Consider the following 16,547-nt stretch of genomic DNA (forward strand, 5'->3'; position numbering starts at 1 on the left):
GCAAGCTCGCCCCCACGCCCTGCGGGCAGAATCAAGAGCGGACTTGCGTACCGCGCACGAAGGTCCTCACGCTGCAGGCGCGCGCCTTGGGTCGGGTTGCTTCCAGGCGTCTGCCGCGCTTTCTTCGATGGCCTGCTGAATCGCACGCTTGCGGTTGTTTTCGGCGCGGCGGGTAAAGAACCAGACCAGAAACGTCGCCAGTGAAACGGCCAATAGGATCAGGCTCGCGACGGCATTTATTTCCGGCTTCACACCCAGACGCACAGCAGAGAACACTTCCATCGGCAGCGTCGTCGAACCAGGCCCGGAGACGAAGCTGGCGAGTACCAGATCGTCCAGCGACAGGGCAAAGGACATCATGCCCCCGGCTGCCAGCGACGGCGCGATCATCGGGATAGTGATCAGCAAGAACACCTTCCACGGACGCGCGCCCAGGTCCATCGCCGCTTCTTCGATCGACAGGTCCAGCTCACGCAACCGCGCCGAGACCACAACCGCCACGTAGGCCGCGCAGAACGTCGTGTGGGCGATCCAGATGGTCATGATGCCGCGTTCCTGCGGCCAGCCGATCATCTGCGCCATCGCCACGAACAACAGCAGCAGCGACAGACCGGTGATCACTTCCGGCATCACCAATGGCGCGGTAACCAGCCCGCCGAAGAATGTACGGCCCTTGAAGCGGCTGATCCGGGTCAGAACAAACGCAGCCATCGTCCCCAGCGCCACCGCTGCAACAGCTGTGTAACAGGCGATTTCCAGCGAGCGCATCACTGAACCCATCAGTTGCGAGTTGTCCAGCAGGCCGGCGTACCATTTCACCGACCAGCCACCCCAGACCGTCACCAGTTGCGAGGCGTTGAACGAGTAGATGACCAGAATCACCATCGGCGCATAGATAAACAGCAAACCCAGGACCAGCATCAGGTTCGAGAATCGAAAGCGGTTCATGCCTTGCCCTCCAGTTCTTTGGCCTGACTGCGGTTGAACAGGATAATCGGCACGATGAGCACCAGCAGCATGATGACCGCCAGCGCCGAAGCCACCGGCCAGTCGCGGTTGTTGAAGAATTCCTGCCACAGCACACGGCCGATCATCAAGGTTTCCGGGCCACCCAGCAGCTCGGGAATCACGAATTCGCCCACCACCGGAATGAACACCAGCATGCAGCCGGCAATCACACCGTTCTTGGACAGCGGCACGGTGATTTTCCAGAAGCTGTTGAAAGTGCTGGAACCCAGGTCGGACGCAGCCTCCAGCAGGCTGGTGTCATGCTTCACGAGGTTGGCATACAGCGGCAAAATCATGAACGGCAGGTAGGAATAGACCACGCCGATGTACACCGCCAGGTTGGTGTTGAGAATCTGCAACGGCGAGTCGATCAGGCCCAGCCACATCAGGAAGGCATTGAGCAGGCCGTTGTTGCTGAGAATACCCATCCAGGCATAGACGCGAATCAGGATCGCCGTCCAGGTCGGCATCATGATCAGCAGTAACAGCACGGTTTGCAGGTCCTTGCGGGCGCTGGCAATGGCATAGGCCATCGGGTAACCGATCAGCAGGCACAGCAAGGTGCTGATGAAGGCCATTTTCAGCGAGCCAAGGTACGCTGAAACGTACAGGTCATCGCCACTGAGCAAGGTGTAGTTGGCGAAATTAAGGACCATCTGCAGCTTTTCGTCGGCGTAGCTGAAAATCTCGGTATACGGCGGGATCGCAACGTCTGCTTCGGCGAAGCTGATCTTCAGCACGATCAGGAACGGCAGCGCGAAGAACAGGAACAGCCAGAGGAACGGCACGCCGATGACCATCTGCCGCCCGTTGGGCTTTATGCGCTCGAAAGCGCGCTTGATCTTGCGGATTTTCATGAGCGCAGTACCACGCCGCTGTCGTCTTCCCACCAGACGTAGACTTCATCGCCCCAGGTAGGTCGCGCGCCCTGACGTTCGGCGTTGGCGACAAACGACTGCACCAGCTTGCCGCCCGGCAGCTCGACGTAGAAAACCGAATGGCCGCCCAGGTACGCGATGTCGTGAACCTTGCCGCGTGACCAGTTGTATTCGAAACCCGGCTGTTCCGTGGTGATCAGCAGTTTCTCCGGGCGTAGCGCGTAGGTGATGTGCTTGTCTTCCACCGACGTACTGACGCCGTGGCCGACATAAATATTGCGCTCCAGCTCGGGGCTGCGGATCAGCGCGTGGGCTTCCATGTCCTCGATCACGTCACCTTCGAACAGGTTGACGCTGCCGATGAATTCGCAGACCAGGCGGCTGGTCGGGGTTTCATAGATGTCGATCGGGCTGCCGATCTGCGCGATCCAGCCCAGGTGCATGATGGCGATGCGCTCGGCCATGGTCATGGCCTCTTCCTGATCGTGAGTCACCATCACGCAGGTCACGCCCACGCGCTCGATGATTTCCACCAGCTCCAGCTGCATCTGCGAGCGCAGTTTCTTGTCCAGCGCGCCCATCGGTTCGTCGAGCAGCAGCAACTTGGGTTTCTTGGCCAGCGAGCGGGCCAGAGCGACACGCTGGCGCTGCCCGCCCGAGAGCTGATGCGGCTTGCGTTTGGCGTACTGGGTCATCTGCACCAGTTTGAGCATTTCAGCCACGCGAGCTTCGACTTCCGGCTTGGCCAGCTTGTCCTGCTTGAGGCCGAAGGCAATGTTGTCCGCCACGGTCATGTGCGGGAACAGCGCGTAGGACTGGAACATCATGTTGATCGGGCGTTCATACGGCGGCATGTCGGTGATGTCGACGCCATCGAGGTAGATACGCCCCTCGGTCGGACGCTCGAAACCGGCCAGCATGCGCAGCAGCGTGGACTTGCCGGAGCCCGAGCCGCCGAGCAGGGCGAAGATCTCGCCCTTGTTGATCTGCAGGGACACGTCGTCCACTGCGATCGTCTCGTCGAACTTCTTGGTGACCCGATCGATCCGGACCAGCACCTCTTTGGGTTGCTGACCGCCTTCGATGGCTTTCTTGTAGGCGCCGGAGGCAACTGCCATGGGTGAAACTCCCAACAGGTAGGCAACCCGGCCAAAACGACCGGGTGCTGAATAGTTATTTGCCCGACTTGACCTTGGTCCAGCTGCGGGTCATGAGACGTTGCACCTTGGGCGGCAACTCGCTGTTCACGAACAGCCGGTCCAGCACTTCCTGAGGTGGATAGACCGCTTCGTCAGTACGGATACTCTGATCCATGAACTCGCCGGCGGCAGGATTGGGGTTGGCATAGCCGACTTCATCGCTGACCTTGGCGATCACCTTGGGGTCGAGCATGTAGTTGATGAAGGCACTGGCCGCCTTGACGTTCTGCGAGTCCGCGGGGATAGCGAGCATGTCGAACCACAGGTTGCCGCCTTCCTTCGGAATGCTGTAGGCGAGTTTCACGCCCTTGCCTGCCTCTTCGGCCCGCGCCTTGGCCTGGAACACATCCCCCGAGAAACCGGCTGCAACGCAGATATCGCCGTTGGCCAGGTCGGTGATGTATTTGGACGAGTGGAAATAGGTCACGTAAGGACGAATCGCCATCAGCTTGGCTTCGGCCTTCTTATAGTCGGCTTCCTTGGTGCTGTTGGGGTCCAGCCCGAGGTAATTGAGCATGGCTGGCAGCATCTCATCGGCGGAGTCGAGAAACGCTACGCCGCAGCTGGACAGCTTCTTGATGTTCTCGGGCTCGAACAGCACGGACCAGGAGTCGATCTTGTCGACGCCGAGCACTGCCTTGACCTTGTCGACGTTGTAACCGATGCCGTTGGTGCCCCACAGGTACGGCACAGCGTACTGGTTACCCGGATCGTTCTTCTCCAGACGCTTGAGCAAAGCAGGGTCGAGGTTTTTGTAGTTGGGCAACAGCGACTTGTCGAGCTTCTGGAACGCACCCGCCTTGATCTGCTTGCCGAGGAAGTGATTGGACGGCACGACCACGTCATAGCCGGTACGCCCTGCCAACAGCTTGGCTTCGAGGGTTTCATTGGAGTCGAACACGTCGTACATCGGCTTGATGCCGGTGGCGGCTTCGAAGTCCGCCAGGGTGGTCTTGCCGATGTAATCGGACCAGTTATAAATATGCACAGTGGATTCAGCCTGAGCACTGACCGTCAGTGTCAGCCCGACAGCCACCAGCAAGGCTTTGGACAAGATAGAAATAGACAAAGAACGCATCCTTTTAAACAGAGGTGCCTGAGCGCCGGAGGGCGATCGGAAAACAAAACCGGCGCGCAACTTACCGTCTATGAGCCAAACCAGCAAAGTGTCAGACAATATTCCTGTCTGCTGGATGCTGCGCAGCCAAAGCTACGCAGCATCCACAGGTTTCATGACAGGCTTATTTACCTGACTTTATCTTGGTCCAGCTGCGGGTCATGATGCGCTGGGTAGCCGCTGGCAAGTCGGCAATGGCATACAGCTTGGCCTGTACGTCGGCTGGCGGGTAAACGCCAGGATCGCTGGTGATTTCCTTGTCGACCAGCGCCGTGGCCGCCGCGTTACCGTTCGGGAAGCGCACCGCATTGGTGATTTCAGCCATGATTTCCGGCTTCATCAGGAAGGTCATGAACTTGTAGGCACCCTCGACGTTTTCGGCATCCTTGGGGATGGCGACCATATCATAGAAGCTGCCAGCGCCTTCTTTGGGAATGTTGTAAGCCACTTTGACCTTGCCACCGGCCTCGGCAGCGCGCGACTTGGCCTGATAGATATCACCCGAGTAGCCGACCGCGACGCATATGTTGCCGTTGGCCAGGTCCGAGATGTACTTGGACGAGTGGAAATAACCAATCGACGGACGAATCTTCATGAACAACGCTTCGGCTTCGGCGAGCTGCTTCTTGTCCTGAGAATCGGTCGGGTAACCGAGGTAATGCAGCGCAATTGGCAGCATCTCGGTTGGCGAATCGAGGAAGCTGATACCGCACGACTTCAGCTTGGCAGCGTTTTCCGGCTTGAACAGCAAGTCCCACGAGTTGACTGGCGCGTCAGCACCCAGCGCGGCCTTGACCTTGTCCGGGTTGATGCCGATACCGATCGAACCCCACATGTACGGGAAGGCGTGCTTGTTTTCCGGGTCGCTGACCGACACGGCCTTGAGTAGCGATTCGTTCAGGTTCTTCCAGTTCGGCAGTTTGGACTTGTCCAGTTCCTGATAGACGCCAGCCTTGATCTGCTTGGCGAGGAAGTTGTTGGACGGTACGACGATGTCATAACCGGACTTGCCGGCCAGCAATTTGGCTTCCAGCGTCTCGTTGCTGTCAAAAACGTCGTAGACCACCTTGATGCCCGATTCTTTCTCGAACTTGGCAACGGTGTCCGGCGCGATGTAATCGGACCAGTTGTAGACGTGCAGCACTTTGTCATCGGCCTGCGCAGCAGTGGCCACGACGCCCATCAGGGACAGCGCGAGAAGGGTCTTGCCAAATTTTTTCATGCGTAGCTCCAATGTGTTTTTTTATCACTGACCGTCGGTTAGCGGCTTGTAGCCATTAGTCTGGCAAGTTCGAGGGCAGGCTTTCAAGCTGCCCCTTGTTAAACAACGCACATCCCGCGCTTTTTTGCGGATTCAGCCCTGCAAGGCAGCCAGCGTCAGATCCAGGCATTTGCGAGCCTTGCTCATCAGTTCGTCGATTTCCGCAAAACTGATGACCAGCGGCGGCGCGATGATCATGGTGTCGCCTACAGCACGCATGATCAGGCCATTCTCGAAGCAGAAGGTTCGACAGATCATTCCCGCGCCCTTGTCGGTATAGCGCTCGCGGGTGGTCTTGTCCTTCACCAGTTCAATGGCACCCAGCAGCCCGACACCGCGGACTTCGCCCACCAGAGGATGGTCACTCAGCTCACGCAGACGCTTTTGCAAATACGGTGCCGTTTCCGACCGGACCCGTTCGACGATTCTTTCCTGACGCAGGATACGAATATTCTCCAGCGCGACCGCTGCAGCCACGGGATGCCCGGAATAGGTGAATCCGTGATTGAAATCGCCGCCCTCATTGAGCACAGCGACAATTTCATCACGCACGATCAGGCCACCCATCGGCACGTAACCGGAAGTCAGCCCTTTGGCGATGGTCATCATGTCGGGCTTGAGGCCATAGAAATCGCTACCGAACCACTCACCGGTACGCCCGAAACCACAGATCACCTCATCGGCGGCGAACAGGATGTCGTAGCGCGACAGAATCTCCCTGATTTTCGGCCAGTAGGAATCAGGCGGAACAATCACGCCACCAGCACCCTGGATCGGCTCGGCAATGAAAGCGCCGACGTTCTCGACACCCAGTTCGAGAATCTTCTTTTCCAGTTGCTCGGCAGCCCACACCCCGAATTCGTCGGGCGTCATGTCGCCGCCTTCACCAAACCAGTAAGGCTGCGGGATGTGCGCAATACCCGGAATCGGCAGGTCACCCTGCTCGTGCATATAGGTCATGCCGCCCAGGCTCGCGCCGGCCACAGTGGAGCCGTGATAGCCGTTGATGCGACTGATGATGGTTTTCTTGTTCGGCTGGCCTTTCAGTGCCCAGTAATGACGAACCATGCGCAGCATCGTGTCATTGCCTTCAGAGCCTGAACCGGTGAAGAACACGTGGTTCATGCCTTGGGGAGCGATCTCGGCAATGACCTTGGCCAACTCCAGTACTGGCGGGTGGGCGGTCTGGAAGAACAGGTTGTAGTAAGGCAGCTCGCGCATCTGCTTGCTGGCAGCATCGGCCAGCTCTTCGCGCCCGTAACCAATAGCCACACACCACAGGCCGGACATGCCATCGAGGATTTTATGGCCCTCGCTGTCCCACAGATAAACGCCCTCGGCGCGAGTAATGATGCGCGGGCCGTTTTCCTTGAGTTGCTTGTAGTCGCTGAACGGTGCCAGGTGGTGCTCGCTGCTCAAGGCCTGCCATTCGAGGGTTTGCGGGTTTTTGTCGGCACTCATGCAGCACTTCCTTGATTAAGGTCAGTTATCAGAGCGCCGCGCAACGACCTGCGGCGGCGCTCTGCGTAATCAGACGGCAAAGAGCAGGAATTCCCGCTCCCACGAGCTGATCACGCGCTTGAAGTTTTCATGCTCGGCACGCTTGACCGCGACGTAGCCGATGATGAACTTCTTGCCCAGGTACTTCTCGATGGTCTTGCTGTTTTCCATACGCTCCAGCGCGTCTTCGATGGTCAACGGCAAGCGCAGATTGCGGCGCTCGTAACCGCGTCCTACCACCGGCGCACTCGGGTTGATGACTTCAACCATACCGATGAAGCCGCACAACAGGCTGGCGGCGATGGCCAGATAAGGGTTGGCATCGGCACCCGGCAAGCGGTTTTCAACGCGGCGGTTCTGCGGCACCGAATCCGGCACGCGCAGGCCGACAGTGCGGTTTTCTTCGCCCCATTCGACGTTAACGGGTGCCGAGGTGTCGGGCAGAAAACGCCGGAATGAATTGACGTTGGGCGCGAACAGCGGCAACAGCTCGGGGATGAACTTCTGCAGACCACCAACGTGGTTCAGAAACAGCTCGCTCATGGTCCCGTCGTCGTTGGAGAAGATGTTCTTGCCGGTCTCGATGTCGATGATGCTCTGGTGCAAGTGCATGGCGCTGCCCGGTTCGCCGGTCATCGGTTTGGCCATGAAGGTGGCAGCAACGTCGTGCTTGAGAGCCGCCTCGCGCATGGTGCGCTTGAACACCAGAATCTGATCGGCCAGCGACAGGGCATCGCCGTGACGGAAGTTGATTTCCATCTGTGCCGTGCCGTCTTCGTGAATCAGCGTATCCAGGTCCAGATTCTGCAGTTCGCACCAGTCATAGACGTCTTCGAACAACGGATCGAATTCGTTGGCAGCCTCGATCGAGAACGATTGACGCCCGGTCTCCGGACGCCCGGAGCGACCGACTGGCGGTTGCAGCGGGTAATCCGGGTCGTCGCTGCGCTTGGTCAGGTAAAACTCCATCTCAGGCGCCACGATAGGCTGCCAGCCTTGATCGGCGTAGAGCTTGAGCACCTTCTTCAACACGTTGCGCGGCGACAGCTCGATGGGGTTGCCCTGCTTGTCGTAGGTGTCGTGGATCACCTGCGCAGTTGGCTCGACGGCCCAAGGCACCAGATACACCGCGTTCTGGTCGGGGCGGCAGATCATGTCGATGTCTGCCGGGTCGAGCAGCTCGTAGTAGATGTCATCCTCCACGTAGTCGCCGGTCACTGTCTGCAGCAACACGCTCTCGGGCAGACGCATGCCTTTTTCGGCAATGAACTTGTTGGTCGGCGAGATCTTGCCGCGGGTGATACCAGTGAGGTCGGATACCATGCATTCGACTTCGGTAATCTTGTGTTCTTTCAACCAATCGGTGAGCTGGTCGAGGTTGGTACTCATAAATACCTCAGGGTTTTCTTGTCCTGATCGTGATCAGGCGTTTTTTCGACGCGTCGGCGTCACGGTGTACAACTCGTTTCGGCAGGCGCCGATTAGGGGTAAGGTGACACCTGTAGAGCCGGATTTCCAGACGGCGACGGTCACACTGGCGACGCCGTTAAAGTGGTAATGTCCGGCCTTGAGCGTAGGACAGTAGGGCCTTGATGGCCGTCGGAGGATGGCGCAATGTGCGTCAATCCACCACGAACACCGATATCACAGGCATGATGACCACCGTGCAGGCTCACTGACGGACGCCAGGCAAAAAGCGGTGAGGCGTTGAACACCCGCTGCTACTGTTTCCATATGGGTTGCGATCGAGCTTAGCCTCGTTCATTTTTTTATACAACAGCCCGTCATATATAGAAGAAGGGCCGCTTTAGCCCATATTCGACATTGGCCAGAAACACGATAAAACGCCCTAAATAGCAGCAAAAAAGGCCATCTGGCGCAGTTTTAGGGCAAAAAAGGCTCTATTGACTTCATCATGGCTTTCGGATTGACTGAGATCCGCAATCATTGATGATTGATATTTTTAACAACAAAGGTGTTGCATCATGTCGGTACCCCCGCGTGCCGTTCAGCTTAACGAAGCGAACGCGTTCCTTAAGGAACATCCTGAGGTTCTGTACGTTGACCTTCTGATTGCAGATATGAATGGTGTGGTGCGTGGCAAACGCATCGAACGCACCAGCCTCCATAAGGTTTACGAGAAAGGTATCAACCTGCCGGCCTCTTTATTTGCTCTGGATATCAATGGCTCGACGGTGGAAAGCACCGGCCTGGGCCTGGACATCGGCGATGCTGACCGAATCTGCTATCCCATCCCCGACACGCTGTGCAACGAGCCCTGGCAGAAGCGCCCTACCGCGCAATTGCTGATGACCATGCACGAACTCGAAGGCGACCCGTTTTTCGCCGACCCGCGTGAAGTCCTGCGCCAGGTAGTCGCCAAATTCGATGAAATGGGCCTGACCATCTGCGCCGCATTCGAGCTTGAGTTCTACCTGATCGATCAGGAAAACGTGAACGGTCGGCCGCAACCGCCCCGCTCCCCGATCTCCGGCAAGCGCCCGCATTCGACTCAGGTCTACCTGATCGACGATCTCGACGAATACGTCGACTGCCTTCAGGACATTCTTGAAGGTGCCAAGGAGCAAGGCATTCCTGCTGACGCCATCGTCAAGGAAAGCGCCCCTGCGCAGTTCGAAGTCAACCTGCACCATGTCGCCGATGCCATCAAGGCGTGCGACTACGCCGTTCTGCTCAAGCGTCTGATCAAGAACATCGCCTACGACCATGAGATGGACACCACCTTCATGGCCAAGCCCTATCCGGGTCAGGCAGGTAACGGTCTGCACGTTCACATCTCGATTCTGGATCGCGATGGCAAGAACATCTTCACTAGCGAGGATCCCGAGCAGAACGCCGCATTGCGTCACGCGATCGGCGGTGTGCTCGAGACCCTGCCGGCACAAATGGCGTTCCTGTGTCCGAACGTCAACTCGTACCGCCGGTTTGGTGCCCAGTTCTATGTACCCAATTCACCGACCTGGGGCCTTGATAACCGCACGGTCGCGGTTCGCGTCCCGACCGGGTCGGCTGATGCCGTACGTATCGAACACCGCGTTGCCGGTGCCGATGCCAACCCGTATCTGGTGATGGCCTCTGTTCTGGCGGGCGTGCATCACGGCCTCGTCAACAAGGTCGAGCCGGGCGCCCCGGTTGAAGGCAACTCCTACGAACAGCATGAACAGAGCCTGCCGAACAACCTGCGTGACGCCTTGCGCGAGCTGGACGACAACCCGGTCATGGCCAAGTACATCGATCCGAAATACATCGACATCTTTGTCGCCTGTAAGGAAAGCGAGCTGGAAGAATTCGAACACTCCATCTCCGACCTTGAGTACAACTGGTACCTGCATACGGTCTGATTGAGGCTGGGCAACACACAACGCCGCAAAGCCTTGAGCTTTGCGGCGTTTTTGTTTTGAGTGCATTCCCGAACATCTATCGTTCCTCACTCCAGCGTGGGAGCCGTAAACGTGTGGGCGCACGCTCAAGAGCGACGACAGCGATTCCTCCAGTCAGAATCCCTTACAATGCCGCCAGCCCAATCAAGAGCCACGCCCATGACACGCGCCGCCGCCCCTCGCAAACCTCAAGCACGCAGCCAGGCCAGAATCGATTCGATTCTCGTCGCCGCCCGTACGTTGCTTGCCGAACAAGGTGTGGCCAGCCTGTCGATCTATAGCGTTGCGGAGCGCGCTGGCATTCCGCCGTCGTCGGTGTATCACTTCTTCGCCAGCGTACCGGCGCTGCTCGAAGCACTGACCGCCGACATCCACGCGGCCTTCCGCGCATCGCTGCAAGCGCCCATCGATCACGACCAGCTCATCACATGGCGCGACCTGTCACGCATCGTCGAGCTGCGCATGCTGGCCATCTACAACGCCGACGCCGCCGCCCGCCAGTTGATCCTCGCCCAGCACGGCCTGACCGAAATCAACCAGGCCGACCGCCAGCACGACATTGAACTGGGGCACTTGATGCTTGAGGTCTTTGACCGCCACTTCCAGCTGCCTGCGCTGCCAGACGATGTAGACGTGTTTGCCTTGGCAATGGAACTGGGCGACCGGGTGTATGCGCGTTCGGTGCAGTTGCATGACGAGATTACACCGCGCATGGCTGAGGAAGGGATGCGAGTGTTTGATGCTTACTTGGGGTTGTATTTGCCGGTATTTTTGGGGAAGAGACTGGTCATCGCCAAAGCGTGATCTATCGTACTTATGTAGCTGACCCCGAATCAGGTGGGTCAGGGTTTCGTATGAAATTGGGATGACTGACATAAAGAGCTTCGCTGTAAGCTTTTAAATCATGCCTCTCGCGCTTTAAAACCTCTTTGAAGCGCTTAAAAATTTTAATGTCAGAGCCGCGGTAATATTCTTTTATTTTTTTAGCATCCGCCACTCTGTTCTGATGAATTGTTAAAGTATTTTTTGCAGTATGCTCACTGTCAGACACACCACCGACCAGACTATATCTCAGTCTAGCCCGAGTTTTCTTCAATTCCTGTTCGGATAATGACGCGCCCCTTGGAGAGCTTGCGCCCGCTCTGTATCTTGAGGTTGAAGCAATAGGAGAGTCAGGGCCTGCTGAGGTATGTGCTGTTGTCGCTGCCAGCTCATTTACTAATGGGCTTGGCGTATTTCGATTGAGCGCCTTGACGTTGCGCATGATCGGAGCGTTCCAAAATCTATAAAGTTCAATACTTCCTCCACGGGCCGTGGAATTGTGTGTCGCGAACTTTCGTAGGTTATTCGAGAGGTCAAACGGCATATGCCCCGTCTCATCTCCAAACCCGACCGGATCCCCACCCACATACCCATACGCATTCAACCCACCCTCACCAAACGGGCTCAAACTGTCCGGGCGGTTAAACCGCATCAACACCGGGTTATAAGCCCGATACCCATTCCCCAGCAGATAATGCCCCGTCACCGGATCGCGTCGCTCGCCATTGAACCCCAGCAAACTGGTCAAGCCGCTTTCAGCCGGATGGTGACCGTAGGGACTGTAAGCAATAGGCTGAGTGCCAGCCTTGTCCACAAGCTGCAAAACAGAACGCTGCTGATCGGTCGCCAGCAGCGTGGTTTCGATCACACCCTCAATACGCCGTTGCTGGGCCAATAACAGGTCGTCATGCTGAAAGACCGTGCGTCGTAACGCGCCCTGAATCTCGATCGTCAGGCGGCTCTTCTGATAGAAACGCAGAATGTCCGCCTGGCCAGTCGGCATGCTGGAAGCCAGTCGGTCCAGTGGGTCGTAGCGATACTTGCAAAATACCGTCTGATTTGAAGGAATCATGATAGAAATTTCAAAAGGAATATTGAGGGTTATTTATAACTTATCAAGATCCACCCACGGGGCCTCTGACAATTAATACGGAGTCCGCTAACGAATCATATTCACGCTGGTACCCATCAGCCAGTCCAGTATATTTGAAAAACTTGTCACGCATGCGCTCATTTTTTTTATAGTTCATCTGATAATGACCCTGCATAGCTCTCGCAGATTCAAATTTTTCCTTGTAAGCATTTTTTATACGTTGCGCTGATACAGGAAGCCCATGCTCATCGAACATATGTATAGGTTTTCCTTGCACATATCGATGGTGAACCAACCCTTTATTACTCAGAAGCTTTGAAGGCGAAGAATCAAGGACCGCGTGCCTTGCCCCAGATGTTGACGCAGTGGTTATTTCACCGCCTGACCAGCCAACAGATCCTGATTTATCAAAAGAGGGCTGTACACGCGTAACGGGGGGCAATGGGCGGGTGTAACTAAGTTCACTAATTGAAGGCATTGATGCGACGAGTTTTGGCGGACCTTTCATTATGGGTGTCCGCTTGATCACACGCTCCAGAGATCTGTTTGAATTACGCCTTGCAATATCAACTATAATGCGTAACTTTATATGCCCCGTCTCATCCCCAAACCCAACCGGATCCCCACCCACATACCCATACGCATTCAACCCACCCTCACCAAACGGGCTCAAACTGTCCGGGCTGTTAAACCGCATCAACACCGGGTTATAAGCCCGATACCCATTCCCCAGCAGATAATGTCCGGTCACCGGATCGCGTCGTTCGCCATTGAACCCCAATAGACTGGTCAGACCACTTTCTGCGGGATGATGGCCATAAGGGCTGTATGTCACGGGCTCGGCTCCAGCCTTATCCACAAGCTGCAGTACAGAGCGCTGCAGGTTGGTTGCCAATAGTGTTGTATCCACCACTCCATCAACCCGACGCTGCTGAGCCAACAACAGGTCTTCATGTTGAAAGACAGAACGTTGTACCGCACCCTGGATCTCGGTCGCCAGACGGTTTCTCTGATAGAAACGTTTAGTACCGTCCTGGCCGGCTGGCGTGCTGGATATCAGTCGGTCCAGTGGGTCATAGCGATAGCGGCACAGCACTGCTTTAGTGGAAGAGGTCATGGCTGGATGCATCAAAAGGAACCAGCGTTCAGCATCCGGCAAAACCGGAAAGCTGCCTACCTCGCAAAACTGCTAGGTAAAAAAGCAAAACACCCCGGAGGGCTGCAACCGTCCGGGGTGTTTTTGTACATTGTTTACAACTTGGCAATGGAGACTTCTGTCGACTTCACGAAAGCAATAACTTCGCTGCCGACGACCAGCTCCAGCTCTTTTACAGAGCGGGTGGTGATGACTGAAGTTACGACGCCCGATGCGGTCTGCACGTCGATTTCCGACAGTACGTCGCCGTGGACAATTTCCTTGATGGTGCCTTTGAACTGGTTGCGAACGTTGATGGCTTTGATAGTCATGGCGTGTCTTCCTTTGGGGATCAGGGTTAATTTGCCCAGCGCAGTTGCGTAGGCAGTGGCGAAAAAGGCTCAGGGTCGGGTGGCGAGCCGGGGATTGCCAGCACGCGGTTGAGGACTTCAGCTTCCAGCGCGGCAAGACGATGCGAGCCGCGGACACGTGGGCGAGGCAGATCGATGAGCAGATCGAGGCCGATCTGCCCCTCTTCGATCAGAATCACCCTGTCAGCAATGGCAACAGCCTCGCTGACATCGTGAGTAACCAGCAGAACCGTAAAGCCATACTGGCCCCACAGTTTCTCGATCAGTTGCTGCATTTCGATCCGGGTCAGGGCATCCAGCGCCCCCAGTGGCTCGTCGAGCAGCAACAGACGCGGCTTGTGAATCAGCGCGCGGGCCAGGGCAACGCGTTGCTTCTGGCCGCCGGACAAAGCAGCCGGCCATTCGTTGGCCCGCTCGGCAAGGCCCACAGCCTCGAGCGCTTCAAGTGCCTGCGCACGCCAGTCGCCACTCAGACCAAGACCGACATTGTCGATGATTTTCTTCCAGGGCAGCAGGCGCGCTTCCTGGAACATCAGTCGTGTATCTTCGCGGGCATCGTCCAGCGATGAAGAGCCCGCCAGAAGCTGGCCTTGCGTCGGCTTGTCGAGACCGGCGAGCAGCCGCAGCAAGGTGCTTTTGCCGCAGCCACTACGGCCGACAATGGCGACAAACTGGCCGGCCGGGACGTGCAGGTCGATGTCCTTGAGCACTTCGCGGGAGCCAAAGGCCTTTTTCAGGCTTTGCACCGCCAGCGGGATACCACGCAGTAAATGGGAAGGCTGCTGTTGTTTGAGACTGGTCATGCGGCACCGCCTTTACTCGTTTGATAGGCCGGATGCCAGCGCAGGCAGACGCGTTCCAGGCCTCGTGCTGCCAGATCGGCCAGCTTGCCGAGGACCGCATACAAGACGATGGCCAGTACCACGATGTCGGTTTGCAAAAACTCCCTTGCATTCATTGCCAGGTAGCCAATACCGGAGCTGGCCGAAATGGTTTCCGCCACGATCAGCGTCAGCCACATGAAGCCCAGCGCGAATCGCACGCCGACCAGAATCGAAGGCATGGCGCCCGGCAGAATCACATGACGAAACAGGCTGAAGCCGGACAAGCCGTAGCTGCGGGACATTTCTACCAGTGCCGGATCGATGTTACGGATGCCGTGGTAGGTGTTCAGGTAAATCGGGAACAGCGTGCCCAGCGCGACCAAAAATATTTTCGCGGTCTCGTCGATGCCGAACCACAGGATGACCAGTGGAATAAGCGCCAGGTGCGGAACGTTGCGGATCATCTGCACCGAACTGTCCAGCAGGCGCTCGCCCCATTTGCTCAGGCCGGTAATAAAACCCAGTGCCAGGCCAATGCCGCCACCGATGGCAAAGCCGATTCCGGCGCGCCAGCCGCTGATGGCCAGGTGAGTCCATATCTCGCCACTGGCGACCAGATTGATCCCGGCTTCAATGACTGCGCTGGGCGCTGGCAGGATGCGTGTGGACAGCCAGCCAGCGCTGACTGACAGTTGCCAGACCGCCAGCAGCAAAACTGGAAGTGCCCAGGGCGCCAGTCGGTGAATGATGCGTTGGGAAGCACTGAGGCTCATGGAGTGTTCTCCTCGAAGGGCCTGAAGATCACTGTGCTTGAGCAACAGTTGCTGGAGGCGTCCAGACCACATCAGCGATACTGAGCGGCTTGGGAATCAGTTTGAGCTGATAGAAGGTGTCAGCAATTTTTTGCTGCGCTGCAACAACCGGCGGTGTCATGAACAGTGCGCCGTAGCCTTGGCGTTTTACCGAAGTCAGCGTGATGTCGGCAGGCAGACCCAGCAACGGCGCGACCTGCGTGGTCACCTCATCGGGATGGGCCTTGGACCACTCGCCCACCGCACGGACCTCTTCGATCAGAGCCTGAATCACCTTCGGGTTCTTCTTCGCATATGGTTTGGTTGCCAGATAGAACTGGTGATTGTCGACGATGCCGGTTCCGTCTCTCAGCGTACGTGCCTGCAATTGTTTTTCAGCCGCGGCCTGATAGGGGTCCCAGATAACCCAGGCATCCACACTGCCGCGCTCGAATGCAGCACGTGCATCGGCTGGGGGCAGGAAGACTGTCTGGATATCGGTATATTTCAGGCCCGCATCTTCCAGCGCCTTGACCAGCAGGTAATGGACGTTTGAGCCCTTGTTGAGGACGACTTTTTTACCTTTCAGATCTTTTACAGACGTGATCGGCGAATCCTTGGGCACTAGGATAGCTTCACTGGTCGGTGCTGGCGGCTCGTAAGCCACGTACAAAAGATCCGCGCCCGCTGCCTGCGCGAAGACCGGTGGCGTTTCGCCGGTGACGCCAAAGTCGATGGAGCCTACGTTCAAACCTTCAAGCAACTGCGGGCCACCGGGGAACTCAGTCCACTGAACCTTCACGCCCTGCTCGGCCAGACGCTTTTCCAGCGAGCCCTTGGCTTTGAGCAGCACCAGCGTGCCGTATTTCTGGTAACCGATGCGCAGGTCTTCAGCCTGGGCCTGCATGGCGGCACCGAGCGCAACCACAGCAGCAACCAGCGCAACAAGGCCTCGACGCAAAATGACAGTGCGCATATGCGCTCCTTTACCTATTGGGGTGGCCCCATGCTCGACCGGTGACGATGGAACGAGGTGGGAATAGGCACGACATTAACAGCCCTTTTTTATATCCATAAATCTTATTTATTCATTTAGTTATTCCATAAATGAATATAAGTAAAGATTCGTAGATTGCATGCCGCGGAC

15 protein-coding genes are annotated in these 16,547 nt (G+C 57.0%); 2 read left to right on the forward strand and 13 right to left on the reverse strand.

The annotated features are described in order from the left end of the window. Positions 1-66: 66 nt before the first annotated feature. From POR16_RS23910 to POR16_RS23940, 7 genes are all read right to left on the reverse strand, one after another. Positions 67-948 (reverse strand): ABC transporter permease subunit, encoded by an 882-nt coding sequence (locus POR16_RS23910; RefSeq protein WP_005896144.1) that lies wholly within the window; start codon positions 946-948, stop codon positions 67-69. After that, a complete protein-coding gene (locus POR16_RS23915) occupies positions 945-1,865 on the reverse strand; it encodes an ABC transporter permease subunit (RefSeq protein WP_005896142.1) in 921 nt (306 codons plus the stop codon). The genes POR16_RS23910 and POR16_RS23915 overlap by 4 nt, the downstream gene beginning before the upstream one ends. Further along, positions 1,862-3,004: a polyamine ABC transporter ATP-binding protein gene (potA, locus tag POR16_RS23920; RefSeq protein WP_005896140.1), complete on the reverse strand. Its 1,143-nt coding sequence runs from the start codon at positions 3,002-3,004 to the stop codon at positions 1,862-1,864. The genes POR16_RS23915 and potA overlap by 4 nt, the downstream gene beginning before the upstream one ends. Positions 3,005-3,059: 55 nt before the next feature. Then, positions 3,060-4,154, reverse strand: coding sequence for a polyamine ABC transporter substrate-binding protein (locus POR16_RS23925; RefSeq protein ID WP_053479530.1), 1,095 nt, complete (start codon positions 4,152-4,154; stop codon positions 3,060-3,062). A 172-nt stretch (positions 4,155-4,326) separates the two neighbouring features. Beyond that, the gene (locus POR16_RS23930) at positions 4,327-5,424 is read right to left on the reverse strand and encodes a polyamine ABC transporter substrate-binding protein (protein WP_005896135.1); all 1,098 of its coding nucleotides are present in this window, start codon (positions 5,422-5,424) and stop codon (positions 4,327-4,329) included. 132 nt (positions 5,425-5,556) lie between these two features. Beyond that, a complete protein-coding gene (locus POR16_RS23935; protein ID WP_005896133.1) occupies positions 5,557-6,924 on the reverse strand; it encodes an aspartate aminotransferase family protein in 1,368 nt (455 codons plus the stop codon). Between the two features lie 69 nt (positions 6,925-6,993). Continuing rightward, complete coding sequence (locus POR16_RS23940; protein WP_005896131.1) at positions 6,994-8,352, reverse strand: glutamine synthetase family protein; 1,359 nt, start codon at positions 8,350-8,352, stop codon at positions 6,994-6,996. Positions 8,353-8,948: 596 nt separating this feature from the next. On the opposite strand from POR16_RS23940, the gene POR16_RS23945 reads away from it, so the two are divergent. After that, positions 8,949-10,325: a glutamine synthetase family protein gene (locus POR16_RS23945; RefSeq protein WP_005896129.1), complete on the forward strand. Its 1,377-nt coding sequence runs from the start codon at positions 8,949-8,951 to the stop codon at positions 10,323-10,325. Positions 10,326-10,523: 198 nt separating this feature from the next. Then, entirely contained in the window at positions 10,524-11,168 is a 645-nt protein-coding gene (locus POR16_RS23950) for a TetR/AcrR family transcriptional regulator (protein WP_005896127.1), read from the forward strand. Positions 11,169-11,178: 10 nt separating this feature from the next. Here POR16_RS23950 and POR16_RS23955 read toward each other — a convergent pair whose 3' ends face one another. From POR16_RS23955 to POR16_RS23980, 6 genes are all read right to left on the reverse strand, one after another. Next, entirely contained in the window at positions 11,179-12,258 is a 1,080-nt protein-coding gene (locus POR16_RS23955; RefSeq protein ID WP_024691077.1) for an RHS repeat-associated core domain-containing protein, read from the reverse strand. Positions 12,259-12,301: 43 nt separating this feature from the next. Continuing rightward, positions 12,302-13,396, reverse strand: a complete 1,095-nt coding sequence (locus tag POR16_RS23960; RefSeq protein WP_032619026.1) for an RHS repeat-associated core domain-containing protein — start codon at positions 13,394-13,396, stop codon at positions 12,302-12,304. 134 nt (positions 13,397-13,530) lie between these two features. Next, entirely contained in the window at positions 13,531-13,746 is a 216-nt protein-coding gene (locus POR16_RS23965) for a TOBE domain-containing protein (protein ID WP_002555770.1), read from the reverse strand. A gap of 26 nt (positions 13,747-13,772) precedes the next feature. Beyond that, positions 13,773-14,588 carry an aliphatic sulfonates ABC transporter ATP-binding protein gene (gene ssuB, locus POR16_RS23970; RefSeq protein ID WP_005896121.1) on the reverse strand — a complete coding sequence of 272 codons (816 nt, stop codon included), beginning with the start codon at positions 14,586-14,588 and terminating at the stop codon, positions 13,773-13,775. Further along, complete coding sequence (gene ssuC / locus POR16_RS23975; protein ID WP_005896119.1) at positions 14,585-15,382, reverse strand: aliphatic sulfonate ABC transporter permease SsuC; 798 nt, start codon at positions 15,380-15,382, stop codon at positions 14,585-14,587. The genes ssuB and ssuC overlap by 4 nt, the downstream gene beginning before the upstream one ends. A gap of 28 nt (positions 15,383-15,410) precedes the next feature. Beyond that, positions 15,411-16,376: a sulfonate ABC transporter substrate-binding protein gene (locus POR16_RS23980; protein WP_005896117.1), complete on the reverse strand. Its 966-nt coding sequence runs from the start codon at positions 16,374-16,376 to the stop codon at positions 15,411-15,413. Positions 16,377-16,547: the final 171 nt, after the last annotated feature.

The sequence above is a fragment of the Pseudomonas coronafaciens pv. oryzae str. 1_6 genome (genome assembly GCF_000156995.2).
GTDB classification, from domain to species: Bacteria; Pseudomonadota; Gammaproteobacteria; order Pseudomonadales; family Pseudomonadaceae; genus Aquipseudomonas; species Aquipseudomonas tremae.